The sequence below is a fragment of the Pseudomonas sp. BNK-44-b genome (genome assembly GCF_047456245.1).
Lineage (GTDB): Bacteria > Pseudomonadota > Gammaproteobacteria > Pseudomonadales > Pseudomonadaceae > Aquipseudomonas > Aquipseudomonas machongensis.
Genome location: NZ_CP179908.1, coordinates 2,336,741 through 2,352,603, shown reverse-complemented (window position 1 = coordinate 2,352,603; position 15,863 = coordinate 2,336,741). Strand labels below are relative to the sequence as shown.

General features: G+C 62.8%; 15 protein-coding genes. 6 read left to right on the top strand and 9 right to left on the bottom strand.

Annotation, left to right across the window (positions count from 1 at the left end; all coding sequences use genetic code 11):
* Positions 1-70: 70 nt before the first annotated feature.
* Positions 71-877 (bottom strand): lipopolysaccharide biosynthesis protein, encoded by an 807-nt coding sequence (locus tag ACMGGG_RS10650; protein ID WP_414155441.1) that lies wholly within the window; start codon positions 875-877, stop codon positions 71-73.
* 314 nt (positions 878-1,191) lie between these two features.
* Between ACMGGG_RS10650 and ACMGGG_RS10645 the strand changes: the two genes are divergently transcribed.
* The 4 genes from ACMGGG_RS10645 to ACMGGG_RS10630 are packed head-to-tail and all read left to right on the top strand — an operon-like array spanning position 1,192 to position 5,074.
* On the top strand, positions 1,192-2,415 hold the full coding sequence (locus ACMGGG_RS10645; RefSeq protein ID WP_063544855.1) for an SfnB family sulfur acquisition oxidoreductase: 1,224 nt from the start codon (positions 1,192-1,194) through the stop codon (positions 2,413-2,415).
* Between the two features lie 9 nt (positions 2,416-2,424).
* The gene (locus ACMGGG_RS10640) at positions 2,425-3,615 is read left to right on the top strand and encodes an LLM class flavin-dependent oxidoreductase (protein WP_414155440.1); all 1,191 of its coding nucleotides are present in this window, start codon (positions 2,425-2,427) and stop codon (positions 3,613-3,615) included.
* The gene (locus ACMGGG_RS10635) at positions 3,612-4,277 is read left to right on the top strand and encodes a methionine ABC transporter permease (protein ID WP_414155439.1); all 666 of its coding nucleotides are present in this window, start codon (positions 3,612-3,614) and stop codon (positions 4,275-4,277) included. The genes ACMGGG_RS10640 and ACMGGG_RS10635 overlap by 4 nt, the downstream gene beginning before the upstream one ends.
* A 26-nt stretch (positions 4,278-4,303) precedes the next feature.
* On the top strand, positions 4,304-5,074 hold the full coding sequence (locus ACMGGG_RS10630; protein WP_414155438.1) for a MetQ/NlpA family ABC transporter substrate-binding protein: 771 nt from the start codon (positions 4,304-4,306) through the stop codon (positions 5,072-5,074).
* A 56-nt stretch (positions 5,075-5,130) separates the two neighbouring features.
* Here the strand turns inward: ACMGGG_RS10630 and ACMGGG_RS10625 are convergent, their stop codons facing one another.
* Positions 5,131-5,628 carry a hypothetical protein gene (locus tag ACMGGG_RS10625; protein WP_112898217.1) on the bottom strand — a complete coding sequence of 166 codons (498 nt, stop codon included), beginning with the start codon at positions 5,626-5,628 and terminating at the stop codon, positions 5,131-5,133.
* Between the two features lie 369 nt (positions 5,629-5,997).
* Between ACMGGG_RS10625 and ACMGGG_RS10620 the strand changes: the two genes are divergently transcribed.
* Positions 5,998-6,831 carry an oxidoreductase gene (locus tag ACMGGG_RS10620; RefSeq protein WP_414155437.1) on the top strand — a complete coding sequence of 278 codons (834 nt, stop codon included), beginning with the start codon at positions 5,998-6,000 and terminating at the stop codon, positions 6,829-6,831.
* Positions 6,832-6,883: 52 nt separating this feature from the next.
* Complete coding sequence (locus ACMGGG_RS10615) at positions 6,884-7,792, top strand: AraC family transcriptional regulator N-terminal domain-containing protein (protein WP_414155802.1); 909 nt, start codon at positions 6,884-6,886, stop codon at positions 7,790-7,792.
* Positions 7,793-7,955: 163 nt separating this feature from the next.
* Here ACMGGG_RS10615 and ACMGGG_RS10610 read toward each other — a convergent pair whose 3' ends face one another.
* The 7 genes from ACMGGG_RS10610 to eutB form a co-directional block, all read right to left on the bottom strand.
* On the bottom strand, positions 7,956-9,341 hold the full coding sequence (locus tag ACMGGG_RS10610) for an aspartate aminotransferase family protein (protein ID WP_414155436.1): 1,386 nt from the start codon (positions 9,339-9,341) through the stop codon (positions 7,956-7,958).
* Positions 9,342-9,363: 22 nt separating this feature from the next.
* A complete protein-coding gene (locus ACMGGG_RS10605; protein WP_414155435.1) occupies positions 9,364-10,836 on the bottom strand; it encodes an NAD-dependent succinate-semialdehyde dehydrogenase in 1,473 nt (490 codons plus the stop codon).
* A gap of 189 nt (positions 10,837-11,025) precedes the next feature.
* Positions 11,026-11,505 carry an Lrp/AsnC family transcriptional regulator gene (locus ACMGGG_RS10600; RefSeq protein WP_414155434.1) on the bottom strand — a complete coding sequence of 160 codons (480 nt, stop codon included), beginning with the start codon at positions 11,503-11,505 and terminating at the stop codon, positions 11,026-11,028.
* 85 nt (positions 11,506-11,590) lie between these two features.
* Complete coding sequence (gene doeB, locus ACMGGG_RS10595; protein ID WP_414155433.1) at positions 11,591-12,592, bottom strand: N(2)-acetyl-L-2,4-diaminobutanoate deacetylase DoeB; 1,002 nt, start codon at positions 12,590-12,592, stop codon at positions 11,591-11,593.
* 4 nt (positions 12,593-12,596) lie between these two features.
* Positions 12,597-13,787, bottom strand: coding sequence for an ectoine hydrolase DoeA (doeA, locus tag ACMGGG_RS10590; protein WP_414155432.1), 1,191 nt, complete (start codon positions 13,785-13,787; stop codon positions 12,597-12,599).
* 54 nt (positions 13,788-13,841) lie between these two features.
* Positions 13,842-14,834, bottom strand: coding sequence for an ectoine utilization protein EutC (gene eutC, locus ACMGGG_RS10585; RefSeq protein WP_414155431.1), 993 nt, complete (start codon positions 14,832-14,834; stop codon positions 13,842-13,844).
* Between the two features lie 36 nt (positions 14,835-14,870).
* Entirely contained in the window at positions 14,871-15,842 is a 972-nt protein-coding gene (gene eutB, locus ACMGGG_RS10580) for a hydroxyectoine utilization dehydratase EutB (RefSeq protein WP_112898207.1), read from the bottom strand.
* Positions 15,843-15,863 lie beyond the last annotated feature (21 nt).

Genomic DNA, 15,863 nt, shown 5'->3' with positions numbered 1-15,863 from the left:
GCTGGCTGACGACCCCGGCACTCTACCGATCGCGTGCTAGCGCTGCATCCGCTTTCTTGACGTGCAATGCTCACGCCGCGGCCGTCGCACGCGCCGCGAGGGTGCGGGCCTGCTGCAGGTCGATCCTGGGGATCAATGCCGGGGGGATGCGTGAGCGGGTCGAGAGGTTATGAACGCGGAAACGCTCACCCACCACTTGATGCGCCATCAGGGTCAGTGACGGGAGGATACGGCTTTCCCAATGCTGGTCGAGACCGCAGGGCGAGCGCTTGCCGCCGTTGGTCTCATAAAAGCGCCCTGCCGACTGGTTCAGATCCACGCCGACCAGTAGCACGTCATCGAAACCCAGGTGGTAGGCCAGTTGCAGGGCCACAAAAGCCACAGTCCGGGCATCGAAGAACCCGTACGACAGGTTCCTGCTGAAACCGATCGAACGCGCCCGCTTGCTCCACAGCGTGCGGTTTCGCGCATAGCGTCCATCGCCGAGCCCCAGCCATTCGCTGAACGTCGGGTCCAGGGCCTTGAGCAGCGGGTAGCGCTCGGTGTCCTCAGGCAGGTCGAACAGATCGAACTGCTCCGGCCACAGCGCCAGCCGCGGACTGCTGTGCAATGCCGTGGCAAAAAGCTCGGGTTGCTGGTTGCAGAAATCCTTGTCGGTGCAAATGTAGAAGAACGGACGCACATCCGTGCCCACCAGCATCGAAATGGAGCCATTCATGGCGATGATCGGGACGCTGGCAAAATCTTCGAGCGGAAAATCTTTCGCTGACGCACCTGACGCCAGGATCACCACAGGGCCTTTCTGGGTATTGCGACACGCCTCAAAGCTGGAGAACGCCCCGCGTGCAGCCTCTGACTGCGACGGAAGTTGGTTCATGGGTCTGGCCAATGGTGTAGGTCGTTTCAGAATACAGTTGTTCACAATTCTTAAACGGTTTTTTACATAACCCTTACACAGACCCGAGGGAATGGATGTTGTAGGCAAGCGAGGCTGCAACGCGGGTCGGCATGTACGGCGACATGTTTCCCTGGCAACTGTCTGACCAGCAACACCTGGCCAACAGTTGATTGCCCAAAGGGCGACACCTTCTGTAAAAAACAAATTCAAGCCACTGATTTTATTGAAATAAAACCACTGGCACGGTTTCTGCTCCGGTGAGCTGTGTACACGCACAGTTTCCCGAGGAACCCATGTCCACGCCTGCCGTCTCAGCCTCCTACGACATCCGTCAGCCGGATGCCCATGTCATCCGCGACGATGCCGAAGCCATCGCCGTTGCCCACCAGATCGCCGTGCTGCTGCGCGAAGGCGCTGCCGAGCGTGACCGACGCCGAGAAGTCCCTGCCGATGTGGTCGATGCCTATTCCAACAGCGGTCTGTGGGGCATCACCGTGCCACGTGCCTACGGAGGTGCCGAAGTGTCCTTCGCCACCCTGGCGCAGGTGATCGCCATCGTCTCGGCCGCCGACCCTTCGCTTGGCCAGATTCCACAAAACCACTACTGCCTGCTCGAAGACATCCGCCTGCAAGGCACCGAAGAGCAGCGGCGCTTCTTCTTCGACTTGGTGCTCAAAGGCCATCGTTTTGCCAATGCACTGTCGGAAACCGGTGGCAAGACCGTCCAGGATATCCGGACCCGCCTGGTTGCCGAAGCCGACGGCTACCGCATCGACGGCCGCAAGGGCTACTGCACCGGCTCGCTCTATGCTCACTGGATCGGCGTCCTGGCCCTGGACGAACTGGACCGGGCGCAATTGGCCTTTGTGCCACGTGGCACTCCTGGGCTGGTGGTCGTCGACGACTGGAACAGCATGGGCCAGCGCACCACCTCCAGCGGCACCGTGCTGCTGGACGGATTGCGCGTGCCCGCATTCAACCTGTTTCCCAGCTACCGCTCCTACGAGCACCCTACCCTCGCCGGGCCCTTCGCCCAACTGACCACTGCGGCGATTGACGCCGGTATCGGCCGCGCGGCGCTGGACGACACCATTGCCTTCGTACGCGACCATGCCCGTCCGTGGATCGATGCCGGTGTTGAAAAGGCCAGCGAGGATCCGCTCACCATCATTCAGATCGGCTCCCTGGAGATCCGCCAGGAGGCCGCCGAGGCCCTGCTCGAACGCGCCGGCAAGGTGCTGGATGCCGCCAAGCCTGCGCCGAACGAAGACAACGTCGCCGCTGCCTCGGTGGCGGTGGCCAAGGCCAAGGTGCTGACCACGGAGGTGTCGATCGAGGCCAGCAATCGCCTGTTCGAACTGGGCGGGACCCGCTCCTCGTTGCTGCAGCACAACTTTGACCGGCACTGGCGCAATGCCCGGGTGCATACCCTGCACGATCCCGTGCGCTGGAAGTACCACTTGGTCGGCAACTGGGCCCTGAACGGTATCCGTCCCACGCGCCACGACTGGAACTGAGGCCGCGCCATGACCAAGCAGATCCGTCTCAATGCCTTCGCCATGAACACGGTCGGGCATCTGTCGCCCGGGCTGTGGCGCCATCCGCGCGACCAGGCGACGCGTCACACCGATATCCACTACTGGATCGAACTGGCCCAGACCCTCGAGCGCGGCTGTATCGACGGCCTGTTCCTCGCCGATGTGCTGGGTGTCTATGACGTCTACGGCGGCAATGCCGACGAAGCGCTGCGCAGCGGCGCCCAGGTACCGTTGAACGACCCGCTGCAATTGGTACCGGCGATGGCCGCAGCCACGCGCCACCTGGGGTTTGGCGTCACCGCCTCGGTGTCGTTCGAGCATCCCTTTCCCTTCGCCCGGCGCATGAGCACCCTCGATCACCTGACCCAGGGCCGTGCCGGCTGGAATATCGTGACCTCCTACCTGTCCAGCGGGGCACGCAACCTTGGCCAGCCCGAACAACTGAGCCATGACCAGCGCTACGCGCTGGCCGAGGAATACCTGCAGGTCTGCTACAAGCTTTGGGAAACCAGCTGGGAAGAGGATGCCGTGCGCGCCGATCGTACCAGCGGTGTCTACACCGACCCGAGCAGAGTCCACGGCATCGAGCATGACGGCACCTACTTCAAGGTTCCGGGTTTCCACCTCAGCGCCCCGTCGCCACAGCGCACACCGGTGCTCTACCAGGCAGGGGCATCCAGCCGAGGACGGGCCTTTGCCGCAGCCAACGCCGAATGCGTGTTCGTTGCCGCACCGAGCAAGACCGTGCTGAAGAAGCAGGTGAGCGATCTACGTGCCGCCGCGGTCGCCGCCGGGCGCAAGGGCTCCGACATCCTGATCCTCGAACAGCTCACGGTGATCGTCGCTGAAACCGACGAGGCCGCGCAGGCCCGTCTGCGCGAGTACCGCGAGTACGCCAGTGCCAGCGGCTCGCTCTCGCTGATGTCGGGCTGGACCGTCGCCGATCAGTTGCAGGCCTGGGTCGAAGACACCGACGTGGATGGCTTCAACCTGTCCAGCGTGGTCGTGCCGGAAACCTTCGTTGCCGTGGTCGATCTGTTGGTTCCGGAACTGCAGGCTCGCGGCCTGTTCAAGCGCGAGTACGCCGAAGGCAGCCTGCGCAACAAGCTGTTCGGCCAAGGTGATCGCCTGCGTGCGCCCCATCCGGTGGCTGCGTTGCGCCAGGAGCGTGGGCGATGAATGCACTGTTGGCCAACCTGGACTGGAGTGAAATCGGCCTCGCCTGCCTCGAGACCCTGAGCATGCTCGGCGCCGCGCTGGGCTTCACCGTAGCGCTGGGGCTGCCGTTGGGGGTGCTGCTGTTTCTCACCGGACAACGCCAGCTGCTGGCCAATGCGCCGGCCTATCGGGCCATGTCGGCCGTGGTCAACGTGCTGCGCTCGCTGCCGTTCATCATTCTGCTGATCGTGCTGATACCCCTGACCACCTTGGTTGTCGGCACCTCACTCGGTGTGCGCGGCACCATTCCACCACTGGTGATGGGCTGTACGCCGTTCTTCGCGCGCCTGGTGGAGACCGCCCTGCGCGAAGTCGACCGTGGCGTGGTCGAGGCCACCCAGGCCATGGGTGGCAGCACCTGGCAGATCATCCGCCACACCCTGCTGCCCGAAGCCCGTACCGGGCTGATCGCTGCCGTCACCGTCACCGCCATCGTGCTGGTCGACTACACGGCAATGGCCGGTGTGATCGGTGGCGGCGGCCTGGGCGACCTGGCCATCCGTTTTGGTTACCAACGCTTCCAGACCGATGTGATGGTCGTCACCGTACTGCTGTTGATCCTGCTGGTGCAGGCGTTGCAGATGAGTGGCGATCGCCTCGTCAGACATTTCACCCGACGCTGATTCCCGACCTTTTTCGGAGCATTCTCATGAAAAAAATCCTCGCCATCCTGGCTGCGGTCATCGCCCTCAACGTGCAGGCCAACGAGCACCTGGTCGTCGGTGCCACCCCCGTTCCCCACGCCGAGATCCTCGAGTTCGTAAAACCGGTACTGGCCAAGGAAGGTGTCGACCTGGACATCAAGGTGTTCAATGACTTCATCCAGCCCAACCTGCAGCTTGCGCAGAAGAACCTGGACGCCAACTACTACCAGTACCGTCCCTTCCTCGACGACTTCAACAAGACTCGACACACCGACCTGGTTCCGGTGGTCGGTGTGCACATCGAGCCGTTCGGTGCTTATTCGGCCAAGTACAAGAGCCTCGCGGAGCTGCCGGACGGTGCCAGCGTGGCCATTCCCAATGACCCGGTGAACACCGGTCGTGCCCTGGTACTGCTGGCCGAGGCCGGGCTGATTGAACTCAAGGACCCCAGCAACCCACAGTCGACCCAGCGCGACATCGTCGCCAACCCGCACAAGTTGAAGATCCGTGAGCTGGAAGGGGCAATGCTGGCGCGCTCGGTGAAACAGGTGGACCTGGCGTTCGTGTTCGCCAACTACGCGCTGGAGGCAGGTATCGATACCAGCAGCGCGCTGATCGTCGAAAAAGGTAAGGATCTGTACGTGGAATACCTCGTGGCGCGTCCGGACAATCTGCAGGATCCCGGCATCCAGAAACTGGCCAAGGCGCTGAACTCCCCTGAAGTGCGTCAATTCATCCTGACCCGCTACAAAGGGCAGATCGCGCCTGGCTTCTGACAGCGCAACGTGGGTGCAGGGCATGCGACCTTCCCTGCACCCCGCCCAATCTCCCCTTATTGAAGGGCAACAAGCTCGGCGCGTTGCGCGGGATCAAGGTCATTGATCGAGACGATCCGAAGCGCGCCCTGCATCGCCTCCGCCACCGGCTGCCCAAGGTCAGCTGAGACCTCGTCCGGCAACTTGTACATCGCACCGGTCAGCGGATCGACGATCAGCATGCCGATAACACCGCCAAACAAGATGTTCGCCCAGTACCAACCGTCCACACTCGAGTCGAGTTCGACCTGTCGATCTGGGTACCCCTCCCTCATGAAACGCAACGTGTAGGTTTGGCCGCGAAAATATCCCTCCCCCGACATCAGTGTCACGACCCCAGGGGTGCTGCCGCGATGAACGACCACCCCTGATTTGTTGATGACCTCGAAATTCGCACCCGCCGGGCTGCTCGTGACAGTCACCGGATACTTGGAGTCACTGATGATGCTGGCGCAACCCTGCAGCGCCAGGAGCGCCAGAAGCGCCCCGATAGTTCTGGTTTTGTGAAAGCACACGGAATCGTTCCTCTAGACGCTGATCGACATTGACCGAGAAAGGATTCTCCAGGGACGCTTTAGCGATGCATGCCATCCAAATAGCCATTGGCAGTAGGGGCTTTCCCAAAACTGGTTTTCTGCCCGTCGTACGCATTTTTTGACACCCCGTTCACGACATTTTCACGTCGCGGCTGGCACAGTCACCCTACATCCGTGAAATACTTCGCCCGCCCTCCCCAGCGGGCTTTTCTTTGCCTGCAGCATCCCTCACGGGATGACCACGCTCGCTTCTGATAGAAATGGGCAAGGTTTCAAGAGCCCCCGGCATAGGGACGATCAGCCAATCCACCTAGCATGCTCGCGTACTCCACACACAGGATCGCGATCATGAGTGACAGCAAGACTCTCTTTATTACCGGCGTCAGCAGTGGTTTTGGCAGTGCCCTGGCCCAGGCCGCGCTTGCTGCAGGCCATCGCGTCATCGGCACCGTGCGCAACGACGGCGCACTGACGGCATTTCAGACCCTGGACAGCGAACGCGCCCACGCGGTGATCCTCGATGTCACCGACTTCGCCCGCATAGACGCGGTGGTTGCACAGGTGCAGGCGCTTCACGGCCCCATCGATGTGTTGGTGAACAACGCAGGCTACGGCCACGAAGGCATCTTCGAGGAATCGCCACTGGAGGAGATGCGCCGCCAGTTCGAGGTCAACGTGTTTGGCGCCGTGGCCATCACCAAGGCCTTCGTGCCGTATTTTCGAGAGCGCCGGGCCGGGCACATCATCAACATCACCTCCATGGGCGGCACCATCACGATGCCGGGCATCGCCTACTATTGCTCCAGCAAGTTCGCACTGGAAGGCATTTCCGATACCCTGAGTCAGGAACTTCGCCCGTTTGGCATCGCCGTTACCGCAGTGGCGCCGGGCTCGTTCCGTACCGACTGGGCCGGTCGCTCCATGCAGCGTTCGCCGCGCAGCATCGCCGACTACGACCAGAGCTTCGACCCGATTCGCAAGGCGCGCCAGGACAAGAGCGGCAAGCAGCTGGGCGATCCGCGCAAGGCCGCCCAGGCGATCCTGCAGGTCATCGCCAGCCCCAGCCCGCCCGACCACCTGTTGCTGGGCAGCGACGCACTGGGCCTGGTGCGCGCCAAGCTGCAGCGCATGAGCAAGGAGATCGATCAATGGCAAGACCTGACCTGCTCGACCGATGGTTGAGCGCCAGGCAGAGGACCGGGCAGTGACACACACCGACACCCGCAGCGCGCGCATGGTGCAGTTGCTCACGCAGCTCGCGCCGGTGGAAGGCTATAACCTCAGCGCGCTGCAAGACGTGCGCTTCCTGCGCTCGAACCGGCCGCTGAGCCATGTGCCGGTGCTCTACGAGCCCGGCATCGTCATCCTCTGCCAAGGCTGCAAGCGCGGCTACCTGGGTGACCAGGTATATGTGTACGACGCTCGGCACTACCTGGTGGTGTCTGTTCCCGTGCCCTTCACCATGGAAACCGATGCCAGCGAACGCGAGCCGATGCTGGCCATCTACATACGCCTGGACCTGCAGCTGGCCAGCGAGCTGACCCTGCAAGTGGATGAACTGCTGGGCAGCAGCAGCGAACCGCCGCAGGGCATGTACGCCTCTCCCATGGACGATGCGCTGCAGGTCACCACACTGCGCTTTCTTGAAGCCATGACCGTCGCCAGCGACGCACAGATCCTCGGCCCGGCGCTGGTGCGTGAAATCTACTACCGCATCCTCTCTGGCGCGCAGGGCGGCTCGCTGCGGGCGGCGTTGGGTCGGCACGGCCATTTCGCCAAGGTGACCCGCGCCCTGCGCACCATTCACAGCCGCTACCGGGAGCATCTGGACGTAGAGTCGTTGGCCCGCGAGGCCAGCATGAGCGTGCCCAGTTTCCATCGGCACTTTCGTAGCGTGACCAACACTTCGCCCATGCAGTACCTGAAGTCGGCCCGCCTGCACCAGGCACGCCTGCTGATGTTGCACGATGCCTTGAGCGCATCGGCAGCCGCCTTCAGCGTCGGCTACGAGAGCCCCTCGCAGTTCAGCCGCGAGTTCAAGCGCTTCTTCGGCCGTACGCCCCAGGCCGAGATCGACTGGATGAAGGCAACCTATGCACTGCCCGCCCCCACTGGCTCACCGGTGTATGTTTCGTCCCATTGAGCAAGACGCTACTAAAAGCAGGTCCTTCCAGCAGGAAGCGCACAAAATTGTGAATCTCGTCGAAACCTATAGCACCCACATCATCTCCCCGCCCCCTTATCTCGACGCGCGAAAAAAACCCGCCCATCACTGAATGGGCGGGTTTGTATGTTCACCCTAGGATTCAGCCCAACAGCTCATCGGCCACTTGATCAACGGCACCCTTGGTAATGTTCACAATCAAGTCCGCCTCAGCCTCGGTGAGAATCAATGGCGGGGCGAAGCCGAGGATGTCGCCATGGGGCATAGCCCGGGCGATCATGCCGTGCTCAAGGCAGGCTGCCGAGACTTTCGGGCCGACCTTCAAGGCCGCATCGAAGGGCGTGCGCTGTTCACGGTCGGCCATGAATTCGACGGCCACGAGCATGCCGTCGCCGCGCACTTCACCCACCAACGGATGACCTTCCAGGGTTTCGCGCATCCGGCGGTTGAGATAGGCACCCACCTTGTCGGCGTTGGCCGTGAGGTTTTCCCGCTCCAGGATGTCGAGGTTGGCCAGGGCCGCCGCCGCACAAATCGGATGCCCGGAGTAGGTCCAGCCATGCCCCATCGGGCCGTGGGACTCGGAGGCTTTCTCGATCACATCCCAGACTTTTTCGCCGACGATCACCGCCGAAAGCGGCGCATAGGCGCTGGTCAGGCCTTTGGCCGTGGTGATCAGGTCCGGACGCATGCCATAACGCTGGCTGCCCATCTTCGCCCCCAGGCGACCGAAGGCGCAGACCACTTCGTCGGCGATCAGCAGCACGTCGTATTTGTTCAGCACCGCCTGAATCGCCGCCCAGTAGCCTGCCGGAGGAACGATGATGCCACCGGTGCCCATCAATGGCTCGCCGATGAACGCGGCCACGGTGTCCGGGCCTTCGGCCAGAATCATCTTTTCCAACTCGTCGGCGCAGTAACGCACAAAGGCCGTTTCATCCATGCCGGTGGGTGCCTTGCGGTACCAGTGTGGGCACACGGTGTGCTTGATGCCCTCGGCCGGCAGGTCGAAATGCTGATGGAAGCTCGGCAGGCCGGTCAGGCTGCCGGTCATGATGCCCGAGCCATGATAACCACGGTCACGAGAGATGATTTTCTTCTTCTGCGGCCGACCTCGCACGTTGTTGTAGTAACGCACCAGTTTGATCTGGGTTTCGTTGGCGTCGGAACCGGAGAGGCCGTAATAGACCTTTTTCATCCCTTCCGGCGCCCAGTCGATGATGCGGCTCGACAGTTCGATGATCGCCTCGGTCGAGTGGCCGACATAGGTGTGGTAGTACGCCAACTCCTTGGCCTGCTTGTAGATGGCGTCCGCCACTTCGGTGCGGCCGTAGCCGATGTTGACGCAATACAGGCCGGCAAAGGCGTCGATCAATTCGCGACCTTCGTGGTCGCGGATGCGGATGCCCGAAGCGCCCGTGATGATGCGCCCCTTGAGCGCACCGCTGGCATGGTCGTGGGCGTGGGTAGAGGGGTGCATGAAGTGGGCACGGTCTTGTTCGAACAGCGGGTCGAATTCTTGGTTCATGGCGATCTCCTGGGAACGGGCCTTAGAACTGGCCTTGATGGTGCAAGCAAAAGTATTTGGTTTCGACAAAGGCTTCGAAGCCCTCGGTGCCGCCTTCACGGCCCAGCCCCGAGGCTTTCATGCCACCGAACGGGATCGGATGGCCGGTGAACTTGACGCCGTTGACCGCGACCATGGCGTGGTCGAGTCGACGGATCAGCGGGTAGATCAGATCCAGGCGATTCGAGCAAACGTAGGCCGCCAGACCGTACTCGGTGTCGTTGGCCATCTCGATGGCCTGGTCGAGGGTGTCGAACGGCATCACCCCGGCAATCGGCGCGAAGTTCTCTTCACGGTAAATGCGCATTTGCGGCGTGACGTCGGCCAGCACCGTGGGCTGGTAGAACAAGCCGCCGAGGGCATGGGCTTCGCCGCCCACCAGCCGTTGCGCACCCTGTTGCAACGCATCGGCCACGCGCTCGGCAGTCACATCGAAGGCGGCCTGGTGCATCAACGGACCCACCTCCACCTGTTGTTCCCGCTCGCCGATCATCGCCGGACCGACCCGTAGCTCACGCACGGCCTCGGCAAAGCGCTCGAGAAACGCCGGATAGACCGAACGCTCGACCATGATCCGGTTGGCGGCGCAGCAATCCTGGCCGGAAGTCTGGAACTTGGCGGCCACCGCGACTTTCGCCGCCCGTTGCAGATCGGCATCGGCGCAGACAATGAATGGCGCGTTGCCCCCCAGTTCCAGCGAGACTTTCTTCACGTCATGAGCAGCCGCTTGCAGGACCAACTTGCCGACGCGGGTGGAACCGGTGAAGCTCACCGAGCGCACGCGCGTGTCCTGCACCAGGGTTTGCATGGCCATCTGTGGTTCACCCAGCACCACGTTGAAGACCCCGGCAGGGAACCCGGCCTCTTCCGCGAGTTGCGCCAGGGCGAATGCCGAGTACGGGGTTTCGTGGGCCGGCTTGACGACCACGGTGCAACCGGCGGCCAATGCAGCCGCGGCTTTGCGGGTGATCATCGCCGAGGGGAAATTCCACGGTGTCAGCAGTGCACAAACGCCGACCGGTTCCTTGACCGTACCCAGGTGAGCGCCGGGAATGTGGCTGGGAACGTTCTGTCCATAGAGGCGCCGGGCTTCTTCGGCGAACCACGGAATGAAGCTCGCGGCGTAGGCGATTTCACCCCGGGATTCGGCCAGGGACTTGCCCTGCTCCAGGCTGAGAATCCGCGCCAGGTCTTCCTGATGTTCCAGGATCAACGCCGCCCAGCGCCGAAGAATCGTCCCGCGAGTCTCCAGGCTCTGCTCACGCCAATCGGCAAATGCCCGGTGCGCGGCATCCACGGCGGCGACGATCTGCGGTTGATCGAGCATCGGCACATGGCCGATCAGTTTCTGATCAGCCGGGTTGTGCACGGCGATGCTGTTGCCACTGTCGCTGTGCAACCAATGGCCATCGACGTAGCAGAGGGCTTTGAACAGCAGGGGATGTTTGTAGGTCATGGCATTCACTCCGAACCGTGTGCGTGGAGTTCATGCTAGGGCAGCGAGGCGTCGGGGAATTGCGGTTTGCAGGGGGGTATGCAGGTGGTTTTTTCTGATTGAGCGGGGTCATTCGGAAGTTTTTGCGGCGAGGCTACCCCCCCACCCTGCAGGCTCGCTCGCACAGTTTGATCGGGGGTGTTGCAGGTTTCAGTAGTCCTGAGACAACTCCGCAGGCAAGGCGCCGGCCGTCTTGATGGTCTTGGTGACGATGTAGGTGAAGTACCGCTCGATCCCCAGGTCGTCGAGCAGCAACTGATCGATGAATCGCTGGTAGTGATCAATGTCAGGCGCCTGGATCATCGCCATGTAATCCACCCCGCCACCGGTGGCGTAACAGAACGCCACCTCCGGCGCGTCGTTCATCCGCTGTTCGAAGCGCCGCATGTCCTGCGCGGTGTGTCGGGCCAGGGTGATTTCCACCAGCACTTGCTGGCTCTTGAACACCTTGCCCCAATCGATCTGCGCGCGGTAACCCTTGATCAGGCCCAGGGTTTCGAGCTTGCGCACGCGCTCCCAGGCCGGGGTAACCGACAGGTTGATCGCCTCGGCCAGGCTCGACTTGGTGATACGCCCGTCGCCAGCGAGGATCCGCAGGATTTTCAGGTCATAGCGATCGAGTTTGTGCATGTGCCAAGAAGCTCCTGAGTGAATGGCAACCCCTGAAGAAATCAACCCAGTGGCAGCGAGGCTGCCACTGGGCGGGGACAGTGTATTACTCCAGTATGTCCGCGATCACGGCAAGGGTATCGCCACACTGCACCAACCCCGGAAAATGCCGCGCCGCCAGCAGGCCGCCGCGTGCAGCACGATACTCCACCGGGGCCACGCCGCTGCGGGTGGCGTCGTGGACCCGGGCGATGACTTCGCCCTTGTCCACGCTGTCGCCCAGGTCGCGACACATTTCCAGCAGGCCGTCATGTTCGCTGGCGATGAAGCAATCACCGTCCGGCATGTCGAGCATGACCGACGGCCCCCTCTGCACCTCGCCCTGAAGAATCCCCGCATGCACCAGCACGTTACGCACGCCGCGCTCGGCAATCGCCACACTGCGCGCGGTGGAGGAACCGCCACCGCCCAGTTCCGTGGTGACGAAGACCTTGCCCTGAGACTCGGCAGCCGTGTCGTACATCGCCCCTGCATCCAGCTCCAGCATCCGCATGCTGTATGGCGCATTGAACGCGCGCATGCCCGCCTCACATCGCGCCTGCTGGTGTTTGTCCGGCAGCACATGGCAGGCGGCGAATGGCAGGAAATCCAGGGTGCGCCCGCCGGAGTGAATGTCCAGCACGAAGTCCGCCAGAGGCAGCAAAGTGCGGGTGAAATAGTCGGCGATCTTCTCGGTCACCGTGCCGTCCGGCCTGCCGGGAAAACTGCGGTTGAGGTTGCCCCTGTCGATGGGCGACGTGCGTCGCCCGGCACGGAACGCCGGGGTGTTCATGAACGGAATGATGATGACCCGCCCGCTGACCTCGGCGGCCGCCAGGCCCTGAGCCAGCTTGCTCAGGGCCACCGGACCTTCGTATTCGTCACCGTGGTTGCCACCGGTGAGCAGGGCCGTCGGCCCCTCCCCCCGCGCGATCACCGTGATCGGAATCATGACCGCGCCCCAGGCAGAATCATCCCGCGAATACGGCAACTTGAGAAACCCGTGCTGCACGCCTTCACGGCACAAATCCACCGTGGCGCTGATCGGGTTGGCAGGCAGATCGCTCATTGGCTCAATCCTTCACGAACAGTTGGCGTGGCACGTTGCACAGGGTTTCGACCCCCGTGTCGGTGATCAGAATACTTTCGGTGATTTCCAGGCCCCAATCGTCCAACCACAGGCCCGGCATGAAGTGGAAGGTCATGCCCGGTTGCAACACGCTGGTGTCGCCAGGACGCAGGCTCATGGTGCGCTCGCCCCAATCCGGCGGATAACTGATACCGATCGGGTAGCCACAACGGCTGTCCTTGTGGATGCCGAATTTCTCCAGCACCTTGAAGAACGCTACGGCGATGTCACCGGTGGTGTTGCCCGGCTTGGCCGCTTCCAGGCCGGCGGCGATGCCTTCGACCACGGCTTTCTCGCCCTCGAGGAAATGCTGCGGCGGCTTGCCCAGGAATACCGTGCGCGACAGCGGGCAGTGGTAACGCTTGTAGCAACCGGCAATCTCGAAGAAGGTCCCCGCGCCCTTTTCGAACGGCGAATCATCCCAGGTCAGGTGCGGCGCACTGGCATCGGCACCGGTCGGCAACAAGGGCACGATGGCTGGGTAATCACCGCCATGGCCATCGGCACCCTGGATGCCGCTGCTGTAGATTTCGGCCACCAGTTCGTTCTTGCGCAGGCCCGGTTCGATCCGTTCAAGGATCCGCCCGTGCATGTTTTCCACGATGCGTGCGGCAATGCGCATGTAGGCGATTTCCTGCCGCGACTTGACTGCCCGCTGCCAGTTCACCAACCCGGCCGCATCGATCAGCCGGGCCTTGGGCAAATGTTTCTGCAACGACAGGAAGGCTGCGGCGCTGAAATAGTAGTTATCCATTTCGACGCCGATGGTCAGCGCGTCCCAACCACGGGCAGCGATCACTTCCCGCGACAGGTAGTCCATGGGATGCCGCTCCCGGGACTGCACGTAGATGTCCGGGTAACCGACGATGTTGTCCTGCTGCATGAACACCGTGCGCCTGGCGCCGTTGGCGTCCTGGCCGCGGCCGAACCAGACCGGCTCGCCATCCATCGCCAGCAGCACGCACTGGTGAACATAAAACGACCAACCGTCGTAGCCGGTCAGCCACGCCATGTTCGACGGATCGGTGACCAGCAACAGCTCGATGCCCTGGGCCTGCATGGCCATTCGCACCTTGGCCAGCCGCTGGGCGTATTCCTCCCGGCTGAACGGGAGATTGACGACTATCTGAGACATGCACCTGCCCTCTTGTAGATGAAGCGGGGTAAATGACGCGCGGACAAAAAACCCTTAGCTGCCGAACTGGACGCCCTTGCCCGCCGAGCGCGCTCGCTCGAACGCGAGATTGGCCATGGCGGTATCCTGGGCGCCGGTACCGGTGAGGTCGCACAGGGTGACCTGCGAGGCGTCCGTGCGAGCGGGGCGTTGACCGGCCAGCACCTGGCCCAATTCGGCGAAGTTCGATTCGTCGCTGACGACGCCCGCCGCGAGGGCGTGATGCAACTCGCCGAGGATGCGGGTCTGGCTCAGTCGATCGGCCACGTAGCGGTCGACCTGTGCCAGCACCTGTGGGGAGATTTCGTTCTTGTGCTCGGCATCCGAGCCCATGGCGGTGATGTGCAGACCGGGATGCAGATGGCGCACATCGATCAACGGCTCGCGACTTGGCGTGCAGGTGATGGCGATATCCACCTCGACCATGGCTTCGTCGAGGGTGGCGCAGGGCTTGACCGCCAGACCGGTGTCACGGGTCAATTCCACGCTGAAGGCCTGCGCCTTGGCCAAGTCCCGCGCCCATACCCGCACGTTGTCGATGGGGCGCACCAGGCGCAGGGCCTGCAACTGCAACGCGGCTTGCTCGCCAGCGCCGATCAGCGCCAAGCTGCGGCTGTCGGATCGCGACAATGCCCGCGCCGCCACCGCTCCGGCAGCGGCCGTACGCACCGCGGTCAGGTAACCGTTATCCAGCAACAAGGCATCCAGCAGACCGGTGCGCGCCGACAACAGCATCATCATGCCGTTGAGGCTGGGCAGGCCGAGTTTCGGGTTGTCGAAAAAGCCCGGGCTGACCTTGATCGCAAAGCGCTCCAGCCCCGGCAGGTAGGCGGTCTTCACGTCCACTTCGCCGTTGTGCTCGGGGATGTCCAGACGCAGGATCGGTGGCATCTCCACGGCGGCGGTGGCCAGCAGCACGAAGGCCTGCTCGACGGCTTCGATACTGGGCAGATCAAGCGCCACACAGGCGCGCAGATCGGCTTCGCTCAACAGGGTGATTTCACTCATCAACGGGCGCTCCCATGACGTCGTTATTGTTCGGTTTCATGCCTCGGCTCCGGCAAGTACCCGCAGATGCTGATCGGTGTCGACGTTACGTCCGCTGATCACCACCACCACAGGGCCACGAGGCTGGATCAGGCCTTCGAGCAGCGCGGCGATTCCCACAGCAGCCGCGCCTTCCAGCACCTGGCGCTCTTCGCGATAGGCGTGGCGGATAGCGTTGGCGATGGAGGTTTCGCTGAGCAAATGCAGGTGATCACAGGTGTCGCGGGTCATGCTGAAGGTGTATTGGTTGTCCAGACCGATACCGCCGCCGAGGGAATCGGCCAGCGTCGGCAGCTCCTCGACTTCCAGCGGATGGCCGGCTGCCAGGCTGGCGTGCATCGCCGCGCCACGCTGCATGCTGATGCCGTGGGTGACGATCTGCGGATTGGCGGTTTTCAGCGCCAGCGCCACGCCGGCGAACAGACCACCGCCGGACAACGGCACCAGGACCTGGGCGACGTCCGGTCGCTGCTCGAGGATCTCCAGCCCCAACGTGCCCTGGCCGGCGATGATCGCCGGATGATCGAACGGCGGCAGCAGGATCGCACCCTGCTCGGCGGCAAGGCGCTCGGCTTCGCGCTGGGCATCATCCTGGGAGTTGCCGACGATGCATACGTGGGCCCCAAGATCGCGAATCGCCCGCACCTTGTTTGCCGGTACCCGTTGCGACAGGCAGATCGTCGCCTTCACGCCCTGGCGGGAAGCCGCGTAAGCCAATGCGCGACCGTGATTACCGGTCGACGCCGCCACAACACCTCGTTGTTTTTCTTCAGCACTGAGTTGCGCCACGGCATTGCTCGCACCGCGCAACTTGAAGCTGCCGGTGATCTGCTGGGACTCGAGCTTGAGGTAGACCGGCACGCCCACCAGCCGAGACAGGCTGGGCGAATGCTCCATGGGCGTGCGTCGCACCAGCGCTTCGATACGCTGGCGGGCGAGGTAGATATCGTTGAGCTGTGGCGTTGGCATGACCGCGTCCCGATAAGATAT